The following is a 20,108-nucleotide window of genomic DNA, read 5'->3' as shown; positions in this document are numbered from 1 at the left end:
GTGACCGTCACCGCATACACCCTGGCCGTCGTGCTCGACCTGTTCTGCGTCTTCCTCGGATATCGATTCCTGTTCCAGCCCGCCTCCGCCGCGGCCGGCTACGGCGCCCCCGCCCGGCCGGACGGCGACGCCGGCCCCTACCTCACGATCAAGGGCATGCGGGACGGCACCTTCGGACTCGTCGGCCTTGCGCTGCTGGCCTTCGCCGGGGCGCAGGCCGAGGCCTGGTTCATGGTCTGCGTGGCCCTTGTCCCGCTCAGCGACACGCTGATAGTCCTGCGCAGCGGCGGTACGAAGGCCGTCGCCTTCGGGATCCACTTCGCCACCGCGGTCGTTGTACTGATCAGCGCCGTGCTGCTCTTCCTCGTCTGACCACGGCACCATCGTCACCAGGGGGTTTCCGGATGTCGCTGTTCGTTCCGAAGTTCGACGAGTCCGTGATCGTCCGAGACGCCGAGGCCGAGGTCGTCGGCCGAGCGCCCACCACCGTGCGCCTGCTGGCCGACAGCAGCCGGACCGGCGGCGCGCTGTCCACCCAGCGCGTCACCCTCACGGCGGGCGCCGACGGTGCCAGGCCGCACTGGCACGACAACTCCGCCGAGATGTTCTTCCTGCTGGACGGCGCCGCCGACATCCTCTCCGGCGAGGACGTCGTCACCGCCGGCCCGGGCGACCTCGTCATCGTCCCGCCCGGCAAGCCGCACGCCTTCGCCGCCGTACCCGGCGCCGACGCCGACCTGCTCATCGTCATCACACCGGGCGTCGAGCGCTTCGAGTACTTCCGCCACCTGCAGCGCATAGCCCTCGGCGAGGTCCCTCCGGAGAGCCTCCTGGACGTGCAGGAGCTGTACGACAACCACTTCCTGAAGAGTGAGATCTGGGACGCGAGGCGGCGCTGACGGAGTGCTCTCGGAGGGGCCCCGGCAAACCGTTTCACGGGCACCGGGGCCCGCCCCATAGGATTGGGCCCTAACCACACACACTCACCCCAGAGGATCGCTGCATGCCTGGCATCACGCGCGAGGAGGTCGCCCACCTCGCCCGGCTGGCGCGTCTGGAGCTGAAGCCCGAAGAACTCGACCACTTCGCAGGCCAGCTCGACGACATCATCGGCGCGGTCGCCCGCGTCAGCGAGGTCGCCGACCAAGACGTACCGCCGACCTCGCACCCGCTCCCGCTGACGAACGTCATGCGGCCGGACGAGGTCCGTCCCTCGCTCACCCCCGAGCAGGCGCTCTCCGGCGCCCCGGCCCAGGAGCAGCAGCGTTTCAAGGTGCCGCAGATCCTGGGGGAGGACTGACCATGACGGACAGCATCATCAAGCTCACCGCGGCCCGGACCGCCGAGAAGATCGCCTCCGGCGAGCTGACGGCCGTCGAGGTCACCGAGGCCCACCTGGCCCGCATCGAGGCGGTGGACGAGAAGGTCCACGCCTTCCTGCACGTCGACCGTGAGGGCGCGCTCGCGCAGGCCCGCGCCGTCGACGAGAAGCGGGCCCGCGGCGAGAAGCTCGGCCCGCTGGCCGGCGTCCCGCTCGCACTCAAGGACATCTTCACCACCGAGGGCGTGCCGACGACCGTCGGCTCGAAGATCCTCGAGGGCTGGATCCCGCCGTACGACGCGACGCTCACCAAGCGGCTGAAGGCCGCCGACGTCGTCATCCTCGGCAAGACCAACATGGACGAGTTCGCCATGGGCTCCTCCACCGAGAACAGCGCCTACGGCCCGACCGGCAACCCCTGGGACCTCACCAAGATCCCCGGCGGCTCCGGCGGCGGCTCCAGCGCCGCTCTCGCCTCCTTCCAGGCCCCGCTGGCCATCGGCACCGACACCGGCGGCTCCATCCGCCAGCCGGCCGCCGTCACCGGCACCGTCGGCGTGAAGCCGACGTACGGCGCGGTCTCCCGCTTCGGCATGGTGGCCTTCTCGTCCTCCCTGGACCAGGGCGGCCCCTGCGCCCGTACGGTCCTGGACGCGGCCCTGCTGCACGAGGTCATCGCCGGGCACGACCCGCTCGACTCCACCTCCATCGACGCCCCCGTCCCGCCGGTGGTCGAGGCCGCGCGCAACGGCAGCGTCGAGGGCATGCGGGTCGGCGTGGTCAAGCAGTTCCGCGGCGAGGGCTACCAGGCCGGCGTCATCCAGCGCTTCGACGAGTCGGTCGCGCTGCTCAAGGAGCTGGGCGCCGAGATCGTCGAGCTGGACTGCCCGTCCTTCGACCTCGCGCTGTCGGCGTACTACCTGATCGCCCCGTCCGAGTGCTCCTCCAACCTCGCCCGCTTCGACGGCCTGCGCTACGGCCTGCGGACCGGCGACGACGGCAGCCACTCGGCCGAGGAGGTCACCTCCCTCACCCGGGAGGCGGGCTTCGGCCCCGAGGTCAAGCGCCGCATCATGCTCGGCACGTACGCGCTGTCGAGCGGCTACTACGACGCCTACTACGGCTCGGCGCAGAAGGTTCGCACGCTCATCACGCGCGACTTCGAGAAGGCCTTCGAGCAGGTCGACGTGATCGTCTCCCCGACGACCCCGACCACCGCCTTCGCGATCGGCGAGCGCGCCGACGACCCGATGGCGATGTACCTCGCGGACCTGTGCACCATCCCGACCAACCTGGCGGGCAACGCGGCAATGTCGCTGCCCTGCGGTCTCGCCCCGGAGGACAACCTCCCGGTCGGCCTGCAGATCATCGCCCCGGCGCTGAAGGACGACCGTCTTTACAAGGTCGGCGCCGCCGTCGAGGCCGCCTTCGTGGAAAAGTGGGGGCACCCGTTGCTCGAGGAGGCTCCGTCGCTGTGAGTGCACTGAACAAGGCCAAGGGCTTCAAGAAGTCGAAGTCCGGCACGTACCTGTCGATGGCCGGGACCGCGTTCGGCGCGTTCGGTGTGGCCAAGCAGATCAAGAAGGCGCGCGCCGAGCACGACACGCTGCGGCTGATCGACGCCACCGTGTCCGCCGTCGCGATCGTCACCGGCCTCGCCATCCTCTACCGCGAGCTGAAGCGGCTGGGCGACGACGACGTCCTGCTGGGCTGAGAGGGAAGTTTTCACCGTGACCACCACGACCGACCTGGTGTCGTACGAGGACGCGCTGGCGTCGTACGACCCCGTCATGGGCCTCGAGGTCCATGTCGAACTCGGCACCAAGACCAAGATGTTCTGCGGGTGTTCGACCGAGCTGGGCGCCGAGCCCAACTCGCAGACCTGCCCGACCTGCCTCGGCCTGCCCGGCGCGCTCCCGGTCGTCAACGCGACCGGCGTCGAGTCCGCGATCAAGATCGGTCTCGCGCTCCACTGCGAGATCGCCGAGTGGTGCCGCTTCGCCCGGAAGAACTACTTCTATCCGGACATGCCGAAGAACTTCCAGACCTCCCAGTACGACGAGCCCATCGCCTTCAACGGCTACCTCGACGTGCAGCTGGAGGACGGCGAGTCCTTCCGCGTGGAGATCGAGCGCGCCCACATGGAGGAGGACACCGGCAAGTCGACGCACGTCGGCGGTGCCACGGGCCGTATCCACGGCGCCCAGCACTCCCTCCTCGACTACAACCGCGCGGGCATCCCGCTCATCGAGATCGTCACCAAGCCGATCGTCGGTGCCGGCGACCGTGCCCCCGAGGTGGCGAAGGCGTACGTCCGTGAGCTGCGCGAGGTCATCCGTGCCCTCGGCGTCTCCGAGGCCCGCATGGAGATGGGCCAGATGCGCTGCGACGTCAACCTGTCGCTGATGCCCAAGGGCAGCGAGAAGTTCGGCACGCGCTCCGAGACGAAGAACGTCAACTCGCTGCGCTCCGTGGAGCGTGCGGCCCGGTTCGAGATCATGCGCCACGCGGCCGTGCTCTCCTCCGGCGGCACGATCGTCCAGGAGACCCGCCACTTCCACGAGGACACCGGGTCGACGACCTCGGGCCGAGTGAAGGAGGAGGCCGAGGACTACCGGTACTTCCCGGAGCCCGACCTCGTCCCGGTGGCGCCCTCGCGCGAGTGGGTCGAGGAGATCCGCGCCGCGCTGCCGGAGATGCCGCTGGCCCGCCGCACCCGCCTGCTGGCGGAGTGGGGCATCTCGGCCACCGACATGCAGGCGATCCTGAACGCCGGCGCGCTGGACCCGATCGTCGCCACGATCGAGGCCGGTGCCGACGCGGCCTCCGCCCGCAAGTGGTGGATGGGCGAACTGGCGCGCAGCGCCAACGAGTCGGGCAAGTCGCTGGACGAGCTGCCCATCACGCCGGCGCAGGTCGCCCGGGTCACCGAGCTGGTCAGCTCCGGCGACCTGAACGACAAGCTGGCCCGCCAGGTCATCGAGGGCGTCCTCGCGGGCGAGGGCACCCCGGACGAGGTCGTCGACAAGCGCGGCCTGAAGGTCGTCTCCGACGACTCGGCCCTCGGCACGGCCGTCGACGAGGCCATCGCCGGCAACCCGGGCATCGCGGACAAGATCCGCGGTGGCAAGGTGGCCGCGGCCGGCGCCCTGGTCGGCGCGGTCATGAAGGCGACCCGGGGTCAGGCCGACGCGGCCCGCGTCAAGGAACTGATCCTGGAGAGGCTGGGCGTCAGCGAGGGCTGACGTTCGTTCACTCCCTGGGGGGACACACCGGAACCGGCGTGTCCCCCCAGGCATGTGTCTACGGGCGGCGCCCGACGACCCGTACGAACCCGAGGGCGCGCCCCTGGTCCGCGCGGAGCATCTCCGCGCACCGGCCGGCCATCCGGACGTGGAAGTCGTCCGTGCTCTCCTCCGCGACCACCTCGCACCACAGCAGCCAGTCCCGCCAGCCGTGCGGCTGCCAGTCGGCCGCCTCGACCTCGACGGCCCCGCTGCGGGTCCAGTGGCGCCGCCACCAGCCGGGGGAGTGGAAGCACCAGAAGTCGGGCTCCCACCAGGGCTTCAGGTGCTCCGGCGGCTCGGTGCCCGTCGGCTCCTCCCGAAGTGCCGGCACGACGACGCCGATCCGCCCGCCCGGCTTCAGCAGCCGGGTCAGCGTGGGCAGGTACAGATCGTCGGTGCCGAAGTACTGGTAGGCGTCGACGGACACGATCGCGTCGAAGCCGCCCTCGCCGAACGGCAGGGCGTGGGCCTCGGCGTGCACGGGCAGCACGCGGTCGGCCACGCCCGCCTCGGCGATGCGTACGGCGTTCTCGTCGGGCTTCACCCACAGGTCGGCGGCGGTGACCTGGACGCCGTACTCCCTGGCCAGGAAGACGGAGGTCATCGCGCGGCCGCAGCCGAGGTCGAGCACCCGGGCGCCGGGCCGCAGTTGGTCCAGCCCGAGCGTGGGTGCCAGCCACTCCAGCAGCCACAGCGCGTGCGGACCCATCTGGTTCTCGATGGCCCAGCGGGCGTCGTAACGGCTGCTGCGGGGACGGCGGGGGTGGGTGAGGCGGCTGGTGAGTTCGTCCGGTGTGTTCGCTGTCTCGGTCACAAGCGACCATGGGTAGCAGCCGGGGGCACAGCCCCGCATCAGGTTTCCCGGGCCGGACGCGCTACGCTCGCCCGCCATGAGTGGACGCACCGATTCCGACACCGCTACCGACGCCGAACCCGTCATATCCGACGTGGAGGAGCCGGCGGACGACGTCTCGGACGCCCGCCGGGCCCGCTGGATCGCCTCCGGCACCGGTGTGCTGCTGTGTCTGGCCGGGCTGGCCGCCGCGGTGTTGCGGCTCACCGGCTCCGCCCCGGCCCTCGTACCGGCCGCGTACGCCCTCGGCGCCGCCGTCTGCGCCTTCGCCGCGGTCCTCGGTGCCAGGGGCCGTACCCGCCGTGCGCTGTGGCTGCTGATCCTGGGGACGATGGTCATGGCACTGGGCGACCAGTTCGACTGAGACGTCGCGCGCAGCGGCGTCGCGAAGCGCGCCAAGGTACCCGCAGGGACGACAGAGTTCACCTGATTGTCCTGTGACGTCCCTCCCACTCCTGTGAATAAACCCACGAACGCGGCAAACGATCACTTTCGCCTGCAAGAGTGTCCCGCGTTGCTCATTCGTTCTTTGCGGGCTGTTCAGTTTATGGACGATGGTTCCCTGCCAAAGATCCACAAATCGTCCCCCGGGAGCACGTCCGTGGCAGCCCTCGCGCGGTGGTGTGTCCGCCACCGCCTGATCACCGTCCTGCTGTGGCTGCTCGCCTTCGGCGGGGTCAGTGCGGCCGCCGCCGCGGCCGGTTCTGCGTACTCGAACGACTACGAGGTCCCCGGCACCGAGTCGGGACGCGCCACGCGGCTGCTCGAGGAGGGCTTCCCGGGCCTGGGCGGCGACAGCGACACCGTCGTGTGGCACACCACCGACGGCACCGTCCGCTCGCACGCCGTACGGCGGACCATGACGCGCACCCTCGACCGGATCGCCGACCTGCCGGGAGTGGCCTCCGTGTCCGGGCCGTACGGCCGTCACGGCGCCCACCGGATCAGCGCCGACGGACACACGGCCTACGGCACCGTCACCTTCGCCCAGCAGGCCGAGCACATCGGCAAGTCCGAGGCCGAGGCGGTCGTGCGCACCGCCAGGGCCGCCGAACGGGACGGGCTGCGGGTGGAGCTGGGCGGCAGCGCCATCGGGCTCACCGAGTCCGCGCGCGGGCACACGGCCGAGGTGGTCGGCGTGGCGGTCGCGGCCGTGGTGCTGTTCCTCGCCTTCGGCTCGCTCGCCGCCTCGCTGCTCCCGATCGCCACCGCGCTGGTCGGCGTCGGCACGGCGTACGCCGGCATCGGGCTGCTCGGACACGCCATGACCGTCGCCGACTTCGCGCCCATGCTCGGCCTGCTGATCGGGCTCGGCGTCGGCATCGACTACGCGCTGTTCATCGTGACCAGGCACCGGCGCGGTCTGAAACGCGGTCTGAGCGTCACCGAGGCCGCCACGAACGCCGTGGCCACCACCGGACGCGCGGTCGTGTTCGCGGGTGCGACCGTGTGCATCGCCCTGCTGGGCATGCTGATACTGCGCCTGGGCTTCCTCGACGGGGTGGCCGTCGCCGCGTCGCTGACCGTCGTCCTCACCGTCGCGGCCTCAGTCACCCTGCTGCCCGCCCTGCTGGCCTGTATCGGACCGCGCGCGCTCAGCCGCCGTGAGCGGCGCCGGCTGGCCCGGCGCGGGCCGCGGCCCGAGCTGCCCACCGGTCTCGCCGCCCGCTGGTCCGCGTTCGTGGAGCGCCGGCCCAAGCTGCTCGGCTCCCTCGCCGTCGCCGTCATCGCCCTGCTCGCGCTGCCCACGCTCTCCCTCCACCTCGGCACCTCCGACCAGGGCGACGACCCCCGTTCGTCCACCACACGGCAGGCCTACGACCTCCTCGCGCAGGGCTTCGGCCCCGGCGTGAACGGTCCGCTGACCCTGGTGACCCGGGTGGACGGCGGCGACGACAAGCTCGTCCTGGACGGCCTCGACACCACCCTGCGCTCCACCCGGGGCGTCGCCCAGGTCACCCCGGTGACGTACGACTCCGGCGGCGACACCGCCTACCTCACCGTGGTCCCCGACTCCGCGCCCCAGTCGCAGCGCACCAGCGACCTCGTCGACCGGCTGCGCACCGAGGTGCTCCCGCGCGCGGAGACCGGAACCTCGCTCGACGTGCACGTCGGCGGAGTGACGGCGAGCTACGACGACTTCGCTGATGTGATCGTGGGCAAACTGCCGTTGTTCATCGGCGTGGTGATCGGGCTCGGCTGTCTGCTGCTGCTGGTCGCCTTCCGTTCGCTCGGCATCCCGCTGAAGGCCGCCGCGATGAACATCGCCGCCGTGGCCGCCGCCTTCGGCATCGTCGTCGCCGTCTTCCAGTGGGGCTGGGGCAGCGAACCGCTCGGTCTCGGCCGGGAGGGCCCCATCGAGCCGTTCCTGCCCGTGATCATGGTCTCGGTGCTGTTCGGGCTGTCCATGGACTACCAGGTCTTCCTGGTCAGCCGGATGTACGAGGAGTGGCTGGAGACCGGTGACAACCGGCGGGCCGTGCGCGTCGGACTCGCCGAGACCAGCCGGGTGATCAACTCGGCCGCGGTCATCATGATCTCGGTCTTCCTCGCCTTCGTGCTCAGCGGGGACCGCGTGATCGCCATGTTCGGCATCGCGCTCGCCTCCGCCGTGGCCCTCGACGCCTTCGTCCTGCGCACCCTGCTCGTGCCCGCCCTGATGCACCTGCTCGGTGCCGCCAACTGGTGGCTGCCCGGCTGGCTGGAGCGCAGGCTGCCGCGTATCAGCATCGAGCCGCCCGAGTGCCGTGCCGCGCATGAGAGGCTCAGCAGGGTGTCCATGGAGGAACTGCGGGAGGAGCAGCAGCGCGATGTACGCGACATCCCTGGGTGAGGACGGCGCCGAACTGCGCCCCCTGGAGGTCTGGCACGCCGAGGAGGTCCTCGCGAACATCGACCGGGGGCGGGAGTACATAGGCCGGCACATCGGTCTGGCGGACGCGGTGTCCGACCTGGCGGGTGCCAGGTCCTGGGTGAAGTCGTACGCCGACAAGCGCGCCGCCGACGCGGGCAGCCTGCACGGGATCTGGCTGGACGGAAAGCTCGTCGGCGGCTTGCTGTTCCGCGTCTGGGACACCCCGGGCGGGGTCTGCGAGGCCGGCTGCTGGCTGGAACCGGCGGCGGCCGGGCGCGGCCTCGTCACGCGCGGCATGCGGGTGCTGCTGGACTGGGCGTTCGACGAGCGCGGCATGCACCGCGTGGAGTGGTACGCCTCCGCCGCCAACGAGGGCAGCCTCAACGTGGCCAGGCGCCTCGGCATGAGCCGCGAGGGCGTCCTGCGGGAGAACTACCCGCACCGGGGCGTGCGCGCGAACACCGAGCTCTGGGCGGTGCTGGCCCCGGAGTGGCGGGCCGCACGCGCGCGTGGCGCGCACGACGATCATTAAGAGACCTCTCAGACTGCGTCCGTACGGTGCCGGGCATGGCAACGAAGACTGAGGACCTCACCAAGACCGACGACGAGCAGGCACCGCAGGAGACGGCCGCGGCTGCCGAGGCGGTGGCCGGGACGGACACCGCGGAACCGGACGGGCAGCTGACCGGCGAGAGCACCGACGAGAGCACCGGGGAAGACACCGGGGAGGGCGGGGAGCCCGAGCCGGCGCCTCAGGAGAAGACCCCCGCCGGGGTCGGCCAGGGCGCCGGTGCCGTCGTCTCCGCCGCACTGGGCCTGGTCTCGCTCAGCGGCGGCTGGATCGGCACGGTCGCGGCCGCCCGCGAGACCCTCGTCGGCCAGCTCCGGACCTCGTCCTCGGCGAGCGTCGCCAAGCAGGTCAAGGAGGTCTACGGCGACGCCTGGCACACCACCGCCCTGTGGGCCGGCCTGTTCGCGCTGGCCGCGCTGATCACCGGCGTGGTCGTGCTCGCCCGGCCCGCGTTCGGCGTCCCCGGCCGCCCGCAGGCCGCCTGGATCAAGTCGGTCGCCTGGGCGGGTGTCTCGCTCGGCGTCATCGGCCTGCTCCTGGCCATCCTGAAGTACTCCGACGCGCTGCTCGCCCTGCCCTCGACGGGCTGAGAAACCGCAGGTCCCAAGGGGCCTTAGGGAATCCGTAGGTACCTTACGGAGTCTCTGAGGCCCCTTACGCGCGTCAACGGCCACCCGCGCGCGCGAAGATGCGGAACTCTCCCGATGTGGCGCACCCCCCTGGGAGACGAAGGTGGAGACATCGCAGAAAGCGAAGCACGAAACCACCTCTCCCGAAGGACAGATCATGTACGAGTACGAACTCCACCGGGTGCGTTCCACCGAGCTGCTGCGGGCGGCCGCACAGGAGCGCCTCGCCCGCGAGGTCCGGCGCTCCCGTCGCACCGCCCGCCGCGAGGAGGCCGCACTGCACAGCACCGCGGATGCCGAGACCCATACCGACCGTCGTCGCAGGCACCGGCTCGCGCGCACCGCGTGAGCGCGGGCAGGGTGGAGGGCGGCCGCACGGGGGTCGGCCGTCCTCCGCCCCAGATTCGTACGACGATCGCACCGGAGCTGTGGAAAACGGGTGCACCGCCGTCCGGACCTCGTGCGATGCTCGGGCCCGTGGAGACCAGGTCCGTGAGTCCCGTGTTCGTCGGCCGCACCGACGAGTTGGACACCTTGAACGACGCGCTCGCCCGTGCCGCCGCGGGCGAGCCGCAGGCGCTGCTGCTCGGCGGAGAGGCGGGGGTCGGCAAGACCCGCCTCGTCGAGGAGTTCGCCGCGGCCGCCTGCCGCCGTGCCGCCGTCGTCGCCGTCGGCGGCTGTGTGGAGATCGGCGCCGACGGACTGCCCTTCGCCCCCTTCTCCACCGCGCTGCGCGCCCTGCGCGAAGCCCTGCCCGAGGAGTTCGCCGCCGCCGGCGCCGGACAGGAGGAGGAACTGGCCCGGCTGCTGCCCGAGCTGGGCGAGGCCACCTCCAGCCGCCACGACGAGCAGGGCATGGCCCGCCTGTTCGAACTCACCGCCCGGCTGCTGGAGCGGGTCGCCGCCGCGCACACCGTCGTGCTCGTCCTGGAGGACCTGCACTGGGCCGACGCCTCCACCCGCCACCTCCTCGCCTATCTCTTCCGCACCCTGCGCGCCGGCCGCCTCCTCGTCCTCGCCACCTACCGCGCCGACGACATCCACCGCCGCCACCCGCTGCGCCCCCTGCTCGCCGAACTCGACCGGCTGCGCACCGTCCGCCGCATCGAACTCGCCCGCTTCACCCGCGAGGAGGTCGGCCGCCAGATCGCCGGCATCCGCGCCGCCGAACCCGATCCCGCCCAGGTCGACGAGATCTTCGAGCGGTCCGACGGCAACGCCTTCTTCGTCGAGGAACTCGCCGTCGCCGCCATCGAGGGCTGCTGCACCGGGCTCACGGACTCCCTGCGCGACCTGCTCCTGGTCCGGGTCGAGGCGCTGCCCGAGAGCGCCCAGGGGGTCGCCCGGATCGTCGCCGAGGGCGGCTCCACCGTCGAGTACCGGCTGCTCGCCGCCGTGGCCCGGCTGGTCGAGGACGACCTCATCGAGGCGCTGCGGGCCGCCGTCGGCGCCAACATCCTCACCGCCACCCCCGGCGGCGACGGCTACCGCTTCCGGCACTCCCTGGTCCGCGAGGCCGTCGCCGACGACCTGCTCCCCGGCGAACGCTCCCGGCTCAACCGGCGCTACGCCGAGGCCGTCGAGACCGACCCCACGCTCGTCCCCGCCGACGCCCGCGTGATGCGCCTGGCCAGCTACTGGTACCACGCCCACGACGCCGCCCGGGCCCTGCCCGCCGTCCTGGACGCCTCCGTCGTGGCCCGCCGCCGGCACGCCTACACCGAGCAACTGCGGCTCCTGGAGCGGGCGATGGAGCTGTGGGACGCCGCCCCCGAGGAGGTCCGTGCCGCCCTGCGCCCGGTCGACTACACCGACGTCTACCCGCCGTGCGGCTGCGACCCGGCCACCACCCCGCTGCGCTATCTCGACCTGATGGCGGAGGCGGCGGTCGCCGGCCGTTTCTGCGGGGAGCGCGAACGCGCCCTGAAGATCGCCAAGAAGGCCCTGCGGCTCCTCCAGGACGAGCACGACCCGCTGCGCGCGGCCTGGTTCTGGGTGCAGCGGTCCCGGCTGGTCCAGGCCCTGGCCCGGGGCGACGGCTGGCAGGAACTCGCCAATGCCCAGGACCTGGTGCGCGGCCTGCCGCCCTCGGAGGTGCACGCCGACGTGCTGGCCAACGTGGCCAGCTGGTCCATGCTCCATCAGCCCGGCTCCGAGGCCTTCGCCGCCGCCGAGCGGGCCGTGGAGTACGCGCGGATGGTGGACGCCCGTGAGATCGAGCTCAACGCGCAGCTGACCCTCGGCGCCCTCATGGTCGACTCGGGTGACGTCGAGACCGGACTGGCGGAGATGGCCCGGGTCAAGCAGGCTGCGCTCCAGGAGGGCGTGGCCCACGTCGTGGGCCGGGCGTATGTGAACCTGCCTTCCGAGCTGGATTCGGTCGGCCGCTCCCGGGAAGCCGTGCCGATCCTGCGCGAGGGGCTCGTCTTCGCCCGCAGGTTCGGCCTGCTGGACTCCGAGGCGTGGATCTACGGCAACCTTTCCGACTCGCTGTACGCGCTGGGCAAGTGGGACGAGGCCGCCGAAGCCGCCGCGGGCGCCCTCGGTTCCGCGGCCAGCGCCAAACCCCGGGGCGCCGGCGCCCTGCGCCTCGCCCACATCGCCCTCGCCCGGGGCGACGCCGCCGAGGCCGCCCGCCAGCTGTCCATCGCGCTCACCCACTACGGTTCCCACGATCCGATGCCCCAGGTGCTGCTGCCCGTGGGCCGCATCACCATCGGCGTCGCCGCCGAGGAGGGCCGGCTCCTCGACGCCCGCGTCGAGCTGGACCGCGCCCTGGCGGCGGGCTTCCCACCAGGCACCCAGCGCTACGGCTGGCCCCTGCTGCTGGCCGCCGCCACCACCGAGGCCGACGGCCGCGCCCTGCCCGCGGCGGCCGACGGCCGCGCCGCCGTCCTCGACAAGCTCGCCGAAGCCGCACGGAAGCTCACCACCGGAGCACCCGTCTGGGACGCCTACGAGCGCTGGACACGCGCCGAACTGCACCGCGCCCGTGGCACCGACACCGCCGCGGTCTGGTCGGACGTGGTCACCGACTTCGAGTGCCTGGACCGCCCCTACGACCTGGCCCGGGTCCGCCGCCGACTCGCCCAGGCCCTGCTCGAAGAGGCCGCCGGGGACGACGAGCGCCACCGCGCCACGGAACTGCTCCGTCTGGCCGGTGCCGTGGCCGGCCACCTCGGCGCCCGCCCGCTCGCCGACGCCGTCGGCCGCCTCGCCCAGCGCGCCCGCCTCACCCTCGGCCACACGCCCCCCGGGGCCCTCGACCCCGCCGAGAGCCTCGGCCTCACCAGCCGCGAGCGGGACGTCCTGCGCCTGGTCTCGGCCGGCCGCACCAACCGTCAGATAGCCGAGGAACTCTTCATCTCCCCGAAGACCGCGAGCGTCCACGTCTCCAACATCCTGTCCAAGCTCGGCGTCGCGGGCCGGGGCGAGGCTGCGGCCGTGGCGCACCGGCTGGGGCTGTTCCCGGCCGAACCGCTCACCGCGGAAGCGCCGGGCTGACCGTACGCTGGAGGAAACCGGCAAGGGGGAGAAGCCGTGTTCAACGCCTTCGAGGAACTGTTCGCACCCAGTCGCAAGCACACCCATGACGAAGAGAAGCGCCTGGAGCTGACCCGGGAGGACGTCGGGGACAACGATCCGAGCCGGGGACCCATAGACCTCGCCTCGGGGAAGGTCGTCGTCCGCGGGTCCAAGCCGCCCTCCCCGGAAGCCGAGGCGGAGGACGACGAGTGACCCACGGATGAGCCGGGAGGCTACTTCACCTCCACCTCCAGCACCCGGTCGTCGCCCTTCTTCGGCGTCCCCCGCCCGTCCGTGTTGCTCGTGACCAGCCACACCTTGTCGCCGCCCGCCGCGACCACCGTGCGCAGACGGCCGTACTCGCCGGTGAGGAAGGCCTGGGGAGCCGCCGCGGCCCCGGTGCCCCGCAGGGGGACGCGCCACAGGCGCCGGCCCTTGAGGGCGGCCGTCCAGATGACGCCGTCGACGTAGGCGATCCCACTGGGGGAGGCCTCGTCGGTGTGCCACTGGGCGATCGGGTCGTGGAAGCCGGCCCGTGACGACCTGCCCTCCGCCTGAGGCCAGCCGTAGTTGTCGCCCGGCTTGATCGCGTTCAGCTCGTCCCAGGTGTCCTGGCCGAACTCCGAGGCGAACAGGCGCTGCCTGGAGTCCCAGGCCAGACCCTGGACGTTCCGGTGGCCGTACGAGTACACGGGGGAGCCGGGGAACGGGTCGCCCGGGGCCGGCTCGCCCTCGGGGGTCAGCCGCAGGATCTTGCCGCCCAGGGACTTCTTGTCCTGGGCCAGACCGCGGTTGCCGCTCTCGCCGGTGCCCGCGTAGAGCATCCCGTCGGGGCCGAAGGCGATCCTTCCGCCGTTGTGGATGATTCCCTTGGGGATGCCCTTGAAGATCGTGTCGGGGGCGCCGAGCTGCTCGCCGGCCGGCTTCTGCTCGTCGTACAGCATCCGGACGATGCGGTTGTCCGAGGCCGAGGTGAAGTAGGCGTAGATCATGTGGTCCGAGGCGTAGTCGGGCGACAGGGCGATGCCCAGCAGGCCGCCCTCCCCCGCCGGGGAGACCCCGGAGACCTTGCCCAGCTCGGTCTTCCGGCCCGTCCTCTCGTCGATCCGGGTGATCGTGCCCTCGTCACGGGAGGAGACCAGCAGCCCGCCGCCGGGCAGCGGAGCCAGACCCCACGGCGTCTTCAGCCCCTCGGCCACCGTGCGCAGCACCCGCACCGAGCCCTTGGCCGGAGCGGCCGACTCCGTGGCCCGGGCGGAGGAGGCGGCGGCCCCCGGTGAGGTCGCGCTCCCGCTGCCGTTCGGCCCGCCGCCACCACCGTCGGAGGAGCAGCCCGCCGTGAGCAGGAGCGCGGTCGCGGCCAACACGGCCGTCACGACTCGACGTTGCACGATCATGGTCCCTTCGGGGCGGTGATCCAGCGGCAGCTGCTCCCATCTCACCACTGCGGGCCCCGCCAGGGCGCTCAGTCCCAGGAACCCCGTGCGGCCGGCAGCCGGGACACCTCCGCCAGGTCCTGCGCGGTCAGCCGCAGCGCGGCCGCCGCCGCGTTCTCCTCGGCCCAGCGCTCCTGCTTGGTGCCGGGCAGCGCGATCACCTGGCCTCCCTGGGCGAGCACCCAGGCCAGTGCCACCTGCGCCGCGGTGACGCCCTCGCCGTGCCGGCGGGCGACACGGCGCAGTCCGGCGACGATCGGCTGGTTGGCCGCCATCATCTCGGCCGTGAAGCGGGGGTGGCGGGCGCGCAGGTCGTCCGGTTCGAAGCCCTCGCCCGGGGTGAGGGTGCCGGTCAGGAAGCCGTTGCCCAGCGGCATCGCCGCCAGGAAGCCCACACCCCGCGCCGCGCACCACGGCAGCAGCCCGTCCAGCGCCTCCGGCGACCACACCGACAGCTCCGCCTGCACCGCGCTCACCGGGAAGACCTGCTGCATCCGCTGGAGCTGGCGCAGCGTCGGGTCGTACAGCCGGGACCCGGAGCGGCGCCCGCCGCGCGCACCCACCGCGCACACACCCAGCGCCCGTACCTTCCCCGCCTGCACCAGCTCGGCCATCGCGCCCCACGTCTCCTCGACCGGGACCTCGGGATCCGCGCGGTGCAGCTGGTAGAGGTCGATCACGTCCGTCTGCAGGCGCCGCAGCGAGGCGTCGCAGGCCCGCCGCACATATCCCGGGCGGCCGTTGGCCACGATGTGCTGCTCGCCCACGAGCAGCCCGACCTTCGTCGACACGAAGGCGTCCTCGCGCCGCTCCTTCAGCACCCGACCCAGCAGCAGCTCATTGGTGAACGGGCCGTACATGTCCGCCGTGTCCAGGAGGGTCGAGCCCAGATCCAACGCCCGGTGAACAGCTCTGAGCGATGCGTCGCCCCGCTGCCGGGATCCGTTGTACGCCCAGCTCATCGGCATGCACCCGAGTCCGACGGCCCCCACCGCGAGCGCCCCCGCGCCGATCGTCCTGCGCTCCACCTGCTCGTGAACCTCCCTGTGCCGGACCCCAACCTAACCTCTGCACACCTGTACGACTGACATAGCCTCCTGGCATGAGTGCAGACGTGTGGCTTCCCGTCCCGCCGGACGAGATCGAAGGGCTTCCCGAGGGGCTCCGGTACCTGTTCTGGGACGGGGGCGAGAACGGCGACCAGGGGTTTCCGGGCGACCCCGCGGACTGTGTCGTGTACGTGGTGCCGTACATGAAGCGGTGGCCGGTCAAGGTGCGCCCCCTGGAACATCTGACCGGTGTTCAGGTCATCCAGACGCTCACCGCGGGCGTGGACGACGTCACCGCCCGGCTGTCGGCGATCGTGCCCGGCGTACAGCTGTGCAACGCGCGCGGTGTGCACGAGGCGAGCACGGCGGAACTCGCGCTGACCCTGACCCTGGCCTCCCTGCGCGGCATCCCCGGGTTCGTCCGGGCGCAGCAGGAGGAGCGCTGGCAGAGCGCGTTCCACCCCGCCCTCGCGGACAAGAGCGTCCTCATCGTCGGGTACGGCGCCATCGGCTCGGCCGTGGAGGACCGGCTCGTGCCCTTTGAAGTAGCGCGGGTGGCGCGCGTCGCGCGCTCCAGGCGCACCACGGCGCGCGGTCTGGTGCACCCGCTCACCGAATTGCCCTCACTGCTTCCGGAAGCCGATGTCGTGATCCTCTGCACGCCCTTGACGGCGGAGACCCAGGGTCTGGTGGACGCGGAATTCCTGGCCCGCATGAAGGACGGAGCGCTGCTCGTCAATGTCGCCCGGGGAGGGGTCGTCGACACCAAGGCGCTGCTCACGGAGCTGGAGAACGGGCGCATCACGGCGGCCCTCGACGTGACCGACCCGGAGCCGCTGCCGCCCGGACACCCCTTGTGGCAGGCGCCCGGCGTGCTCATCAGCCCCCATGTGGGCGGGCCCACGTCGGCCTTCCTGCCACGCGCGAAGCGGCTGCTCGTGGACCAGTTGAACCGTTTCGTGAACCAGGAGCCCCTGCGGAACGTGATCCTCACAACAGGGGCGTAATCCGCTTCCGGTACCCTCCGCAATCTTCCGGACGCAGACCGTGCCGGCATGTCCGTTGATCGTCACGGAGCGTAGAGAAGCTATGTCCCTGAGTGACGATACTGGTGTATCGTCCCGACAGGGGCTGCGCCGGGGACGTACGGCGCCGGGGACGGACATTTCAGATTTGTGAGGGGGGCGACGGGCGATGCACGGCCTATGGACGAACGATCCGACGCGGCGGAGCCGCCGACGGCGACCCTGGCGCACGGCGGCGCGCAGACGCGGCCACCACATGAGCCATCACAGCCACCACCGCAGGCCGGGCGGCCGCAGGAGGAATGCGCACCGGGACCCACGGGGCCCGGGAGCGGCGCGGACCGGGAGGCCCCGGTGAACGCGCCGCCCTCCGTGACGACCACCCTCGACGGCGCGCTGCGCACACCGCACCCGCCGGGGGCCTCGCTGCCGCCCCGCCGGCCGGCCGCCGGTGACGGGAGGCGGCTGGTCCTTCAGCTCGCCCTCGCCCTGGTCTGCGGCGCCTATGTCATCGGCTCCATGTTCGACTGGGGTTCGGGCAAACTCGCGCTGATCATGGGCGACTTCGGGCTGACCGCCGCGGCGGGCACCGCCGCAGTTTCCTGTTTCTTCTACGCACGCAGCCCGCGGGTCCGATTCCGCCCCGCCTGGCTGCTGTTCGCGCTCTCGTCGGCGATGGCCGCCCTGGGCAACGCCGTCTGGGGGTGGTACGAGGTGGTCCTCGGACGACCCGTGCCCAGCCCCAGCTACGCCGACCTGTTCTTCCTGTGCTTCGCGCCGCCCGCCATCGTGGGCCTGCTGGTCCTCGCCAAACGGCCGGTCACACGGGCGGGCTGGATCTGCCTGGCGCTGGACGCCTGGCTGATCGGCGGCTCCCTGCTCACCCTGTCGTGGAGCCTCGCGCTCGCCCAGGCGGCCCGGTTCGACGGCCCGAGCGTCGCGCACACCGCGCTGTCCCTGGCGTACCCGCTGCTCGACATCGCGCTCGTCAGCATGGTCCTCGCCCTGCACTTCCGCCGCACCCCCGGCAACCGCACGGCGGTGAACACCGCGATCGGCGCGCTCGCCCTGACCGTGATGTGCGACGCGCTGTTCACCTCGCCGCTGCTGCACAGCAGCTACCACTCCGGACAGCTGCTGGACGCGGGCTGGTTCGCCGGTTCGCTGCTGCTCGCCTACGCCCCCTGGGCCGCCCCCCGGCGCCCCGGAGCGCAGGACGGCGAACGGCACGTGCCGGACGGGCACACGCGCGTCGTCCACGAGCACGTGCCCGGCCAGCGCGGCACCGGCCACCCCCACGTGCCCGCGCCGGGCGGCGAGCACACCCGGTACCCGGCCGGCCGGCCGCTCACCGGCTCCCTCGCCGCGCTCACGCCGTACCTCGCCGCCGCGGTCTGCACCCTGGGCATCCTGTACAACGTCCTCAACGGCCGCCGGCCCGACCACGTCGTGCTGATCACCGCGGGCGGCGTCGTGCTGGCGCTCGTCATGCGCCAGGGCATCATGCTGCTGGACAACATCTCCCTCACCCAGGAACTGGCGCAGAAGGAGAACCACTTCCGCTCCCTGGTGCAGGGCTCCAGCGACGTCATCATGATCGCCGCGCCCAACGGCATCCTCCGGTACGTCTCCCCGGCCGCCGCCGGGGTCTACGGACGGCCCGCCGAGGATCTGGTGGGCACCGAACTGGCGGCCCTGATCCACGCGGAGGACCTGGGCTGCGTGGTGCACGAGGTGCGCCGCTTCCTCGCCGCCAGCCCGCTGGAGGAACCCACCACACGCATCGAGTGCCGCTTCCGCTCGGGCGAGGGCGGCTGGCTCAACGTCGAGTCGACCGTCAACCGGCATCACGGCGGCCTGATCTTCAACAGCCGGGACGTGACCGAACGGGTACGGCTGCAGGCCCAGTTGCAGCACAACGCCGAGCACGACCCGCTCACCGACCTGCCCAATCGCGCGCTGTTCACCAGGCGCGTCCAGCAGGCCGTGTCCGGCCGCCGGGCCACCGACCGGGGCGCCGCCCTGAGGGGCACGGCCGTGCTCTTCATCGACCTGGACGGCTTCAAGGCCGTCAACGACACGATCGGGCACCAGGCGGGGGACGAGCTGCTCGTCCAGGCCGCCCGCAGGCTCCAGGACGCGGTCCGGCACGGGGACACCGCGTCCCGGCTGGGCGGCGACGAGTTCGCGGCCCTGATCGTCGGGGACGGCACCCGTGACCGTGCCGCCCGGGAGCGGAACATCCTGGAGCTCGCCGACCGCCTCAGGGTGACCCTCTCCCAGCCGTACGCGATCGACGGCAACGATGTCCGTGTCAACGCCTCCATCGGGGTCGCCTTCGCCGAACCAGGCCTCGGCGCGGGCGAGCTGCTGCGCAACGCCGACCTCGCGATGTACCGCGCGAAGTCGGCCGGAAAGGGCCGTGTCGAGCTGTACAAACCGCAGATGCAGCAGGACGTCGTACGCAAGGCGGAGCTGGCCACCCGGCTGCGCGCCGCGCTGCACGACGGCGAGTTCGCGCTACTGCACCAGCCGGTGGTCTGTCTGGAGAACGGCCGGATCACATCGGTCTCCGCGCAGGCGCGCTGGCGTTCCTCCCAGGGGGTGCTGTTCACCCCGGCCGAGTTCCTGCGGGTGGCCGAGGACGGCGACAAGACCGCCGAGCTGGAGCGCTGGATCCTGGAGGAGGCCGTGGAGCAGGCGGCCGAGCGGGCCGCCACCGGGAGCGTGGTGCCGGTGGCCGTCCGGACGAGCGCCCGGCGGCTGCTGGACCGCTCGACACCGCTCGGCCCCCTGGAGGCGCTGCTGACCCGGCACGGGCTGCCGCCCGGCGCGCTGGTCATCGAGCTGTCCGACACCGACCCCAGGACCTCGCTGGACGAGCTGGAGCGGCGCCTGGCCGCGCTCAGCCGGCTCGGGGTGCGGATCGCGCTCGACGGCTTCGGCAGCGGCTACGCGGCGATCACGGCCCTCAGAAGGCTCCCCGTCGACATCCTCAAACTCGACCGCAGCCTGGTCGACGGTGTAGTGGAGTCCGCGCGGCTGCACAAGATCACCAGCGGGCTGCTGCGCATCGCCGGCGATCTCGGGCTGCAGTCCGTCGCCGAGGGCGTCGACCTGCCGGAGCAGGTGGTCGCGCTGCGCGCGATGGGCTGCACCCATGGGCAGGGCATGGCCTTCGCGGGACCGCTGGACGAGTACCGGCTGCGCCGGGCGCTCGGATCAGGCCATTATCCCGTTCCGCACGCCCCGGCCGAGCCGGCGTTCGCGGGCGGGGGAGCGGGGGTGTACACCGGAGGTGTGTCCGCCGTCTTCGGAGGTGGCAGTGCCCTTCGCTCACATAATGAGACTCCCGTCCCACCCACTTGACACGTGGTGCGCGTCGGGGGGAGGGTCAGTGCCATGCGCACCCGAATTCTCGTACTTGGACAGCGCGTCGGCTGAGCTGGGAACGACCGGAGGACGATCCGGAATCCCCAGCGACCACACCGGCGCGCTCCCCTCGCTTGCCCTACGGCACGAGGGGTTTTTTGTTGCACAGGCACCTGTCGTACCGCA

18 protein-coding genes are annotated in these 20,108 nt (G+C 72.1%); 15 read left to right on the top strand and 3 right to left on the bottom strand.

Annotated features, from left to right (window positions below; genetic code table 11):
• The 6 genes from FB157_RS28595 to gatB all read left to right on the top strand — a co-directional run bounded on the left by FB157_RS28595 (nucleotide 1) and on the right by gatB (nucleotide 4,566).
• A complete protein-coding gene (locus FB157_RS28595) occupies nucleotides 1–372 on the top strand; it encodes a DUF4267 domain-containing protein (protein ID WP_145883535.1) in 372 nt (123 codons plus the stop codon).
• Between the two features lie 32 nt (nucleotides 373–404).
• Complete coding sequence (locus FB157_RS28590; RefSeq protein ID WP_145883534.1) at nucleotides 405–899, top strand: cupin domain-containing protein; 495 nt, start codon at nucleotides 405–407, stop codon at nucleotides 897–899.
• A gap of 104 nt (nucleotides 900–1,003) precedes the next feature.
• Complete coding sequence (gene gatC, locus FB157_RS28585) at nucleotides 1,004–1,300, top strand: Asp-tRNA(Asn)/Glu-tRNA(Gln) amidotransferase subunit GatC (protein WP_031117542.1); 297 nt, start codon at nucleotides 1,004–1,006, stop codon at nucleotides 1,298–1,300.
• A gap of 2 nt (nucleotides 1,301–1,302) precedes the next feature.
• The gene (gatA, locus tag FB157_RS28580) at nucleotides 1,303–2,799 is read left to right on the top strand and encodes an Asp-tRNA(Asn)/Glu-tRNA(Gln) amidotransferase subunit GatA (RefSeq protein WP_145883533.1); all 1,497 of its coding nucleotides are present in this window, start codon (nucleotides 1,303–1,305) and stop codon (nucleotides 2,797–2,799) included.
• Complete coding sequence (locus FB157_RS28575) at nucleotides 2,796–3,035, top strand: hypothetical protein (protein WP_020942391.1); 240 nt, start codon at nucleotides 2,796–2,798, stop codon at nucleotides 3,033–3,035. Before gatA ends, FB157_RS28575 begins: the two co-directional genes overlap by 4 nt.
• A gap of 16 nt (nucleotides 3,036–3,051) precedes the next feature.
• Nucleotides 3,052–4,566, top strand: a complete 1,515-nt coding sequence (gene gatB, locus FB157_RS28570) for an Asp-tRNA(Asn)/Glu-tRNA(Gln) amidotransferase subunit GatB (RefSeq protein WP_145883532.1) — start codon at nucleotides 3,052–3,054, stop codon at nucleotides 4,564–4,566.
• A 58-nt stretch (nucleotides 4,567–4,624) separates the two neighbouring features.
• Here gatB and FB157_RS28565 read toward each other — a convergent pair whose 3' ends face one another.
• Nucleotides 4,625–5,422, bottom strand: coding sequence for a methyltransferase domain-containing protein (locus FB157_RS28565; protein WP_391336373.1), 798 nt, complete (start codon nucleotides 5,420–5,422; stop codon nucleotides 4,625–4,627).
• A 76-nt stretch (nucleotides 5,423–5,498) separates the two neighbouring features.
• Between FB157_RS28565 and FB157_RS28560 the strand changes: the two genes are divergently transcribed.
• From FB157_RS28560 to FB157_RS28530, 7 genes are all read left to right on the top strand, one after another.
• Nucleotides 5,499–5,825, top strand: coding sequence for a hypothetical protein (locus tag FB157_RS28560; RefSeq protein WP_145883531.1), 327 nt, complete (start codon nucleotides 5,499–5,501; stop codon nucleotides 5,823–5,825).
• Between the two features lie 237 nt (nucleotides 5,826–6,062).
• Nucleotides 6,063–8,294: an MMPL family transporter gene (locus FB157_RS28555; protein ID WP_145883530.1), complete on the top strand. Its 2,232-nt coding sequence runs from the start codon at nucleotides 6,063–6,065 to the stop codon at nucleotides 8,292–8,294.
• Nucleotides 8,272–8,847, top strand: coding sequence for a GNAT family N-acetyltransferase (locus FB157_RS28550; RefSeq protein WP_145883529.1), 576 nt, complete (start codon nucleotides 8,272–8,274; stop codon nucleotides 8,845–8,847). Before FB157_RS28555 ends, FB157_RS28550 begins: the two co-directional genes overlap by 23 nt.
• Nucleotides 8,848–8,882: 35 nt before the next feature.
• A complete protein-coding gene (locus tag FB157_RS28545; RefSeq protein WP_145883528.1) occupies nucleotides 8,883–9,476 on the top strand; it encodes a hypothetical protein in 594 nt (197 codons plus the stop codon).
• A 196-nt stretch (nucleotides 9,477–9,672) separates the two neighbouring features.
• Nucleotides 9,673–9,864, top strand: coding sequence for a hypothetical protein (locus tag FB157_RS28540; RefSeq protein WP_145883527.1), 192 nt, complete (start codon nucleotides 9,673–9,675; stop codon nucleotides 9,862–9,864).
• A gap of 116 nt (nucleotides 9,865–9,980) precedes the next feature.
• Nucleotides 9,981–13,019, top strand: a complete 3,039-nt coding sequence (locus FB157_RS28535; RefSeq protein ID WP_145883526.1) for a helix-turn-helix transcriptional regulator — start codon at nucleotides 9,981–9,983, stop codon at nucleotides 13,017–13,019.
• A gap of 36 nt (nucleotides 13,020–13,055) precedes the next feature.
• A complete protein-coding gene (locus tag FB157_RS28530) occupies nucleotides 13,056–13,253 on the top strand; it encodes a DUF6191 domain-containing protein (protein WP_145883525.1) in 198 nt (65 codons plus the stop codon).
• Nucleotides 13,254–13,273: 20 nt separating this feature from the next.
• Here the strand turns inward: FB157_RS28530 and FB157_RS28525 are convergent, their stop codons facing one another.
• A complete protein-coding gene (locus FB157_RS28525) occupies nucleotides 13,274–14,437 on the bottom strand; it encodes a sorbosone dehydrogenase family protein (protein ID WP_145883524.1) in 1,164 nt (387 codons plus the stop codon).
• Between the two features lie 68 nt (nucleotides 14,438–14,505).
• On the bottom strand, nucleotides 14,506–15,504 hold the full coding sequence (locus tag FB157_RS28520; protein WP_145883523.1) for an aldo/keto reductase: 999 nt from the start codon (nucleotides 15,502–15,504) through the stop codon (nucleotides 14,506–14,508).
• A gap of 74 nt (nucleotides 15,505–15,578) precedes the next feature.
• Between FB157_RS28520 and FB157_RS28515 the strand changes: the two genes are divergently transcribed.
• Nucleotides 15,579–16,532, top strand: coding sequence for a 2-hydroxyacid dehydrogenase (locus FB157_RS28515; RefSeq protein WP_186581717.1), 954 nt, complete (start codon nucleotides 15,579–15,581; stop codon nucleotides 16,530–16,532).
• Nucleotides 16,533–16,904: 372 nt separating this feature from the next.
• Nucleotides 16,905–19,919: a bifunctional diguanylate cyclase/phosphodiesterase gene (locus tag FB157_RS28510; protein ID WP_186581716.1), complete on the top strand. Its 3,015-nt coding sequence runs from the start codon at nucleotides 16,905–16,907 to the stop codon at nucleotides 19,917–19,919.
• The last annotated feature ends 189 nt before the right edge of the window (nucleotides 19,920–20,108 follow it).

This window comes from Streptomyces sp. BK340 (assembly GCF_007827595.1).
In the GTDB taxonomy this organism is placed as follows: Bacteria; Actinomycetota; Actinomycetes; order Streptomycetales; family Streptomycetaceae; genus Streptomyces.
Note: the sequence above shows the minus strand (reverse complement) of the source record. Positions and strands in the feature narration are given on the sequence as shown.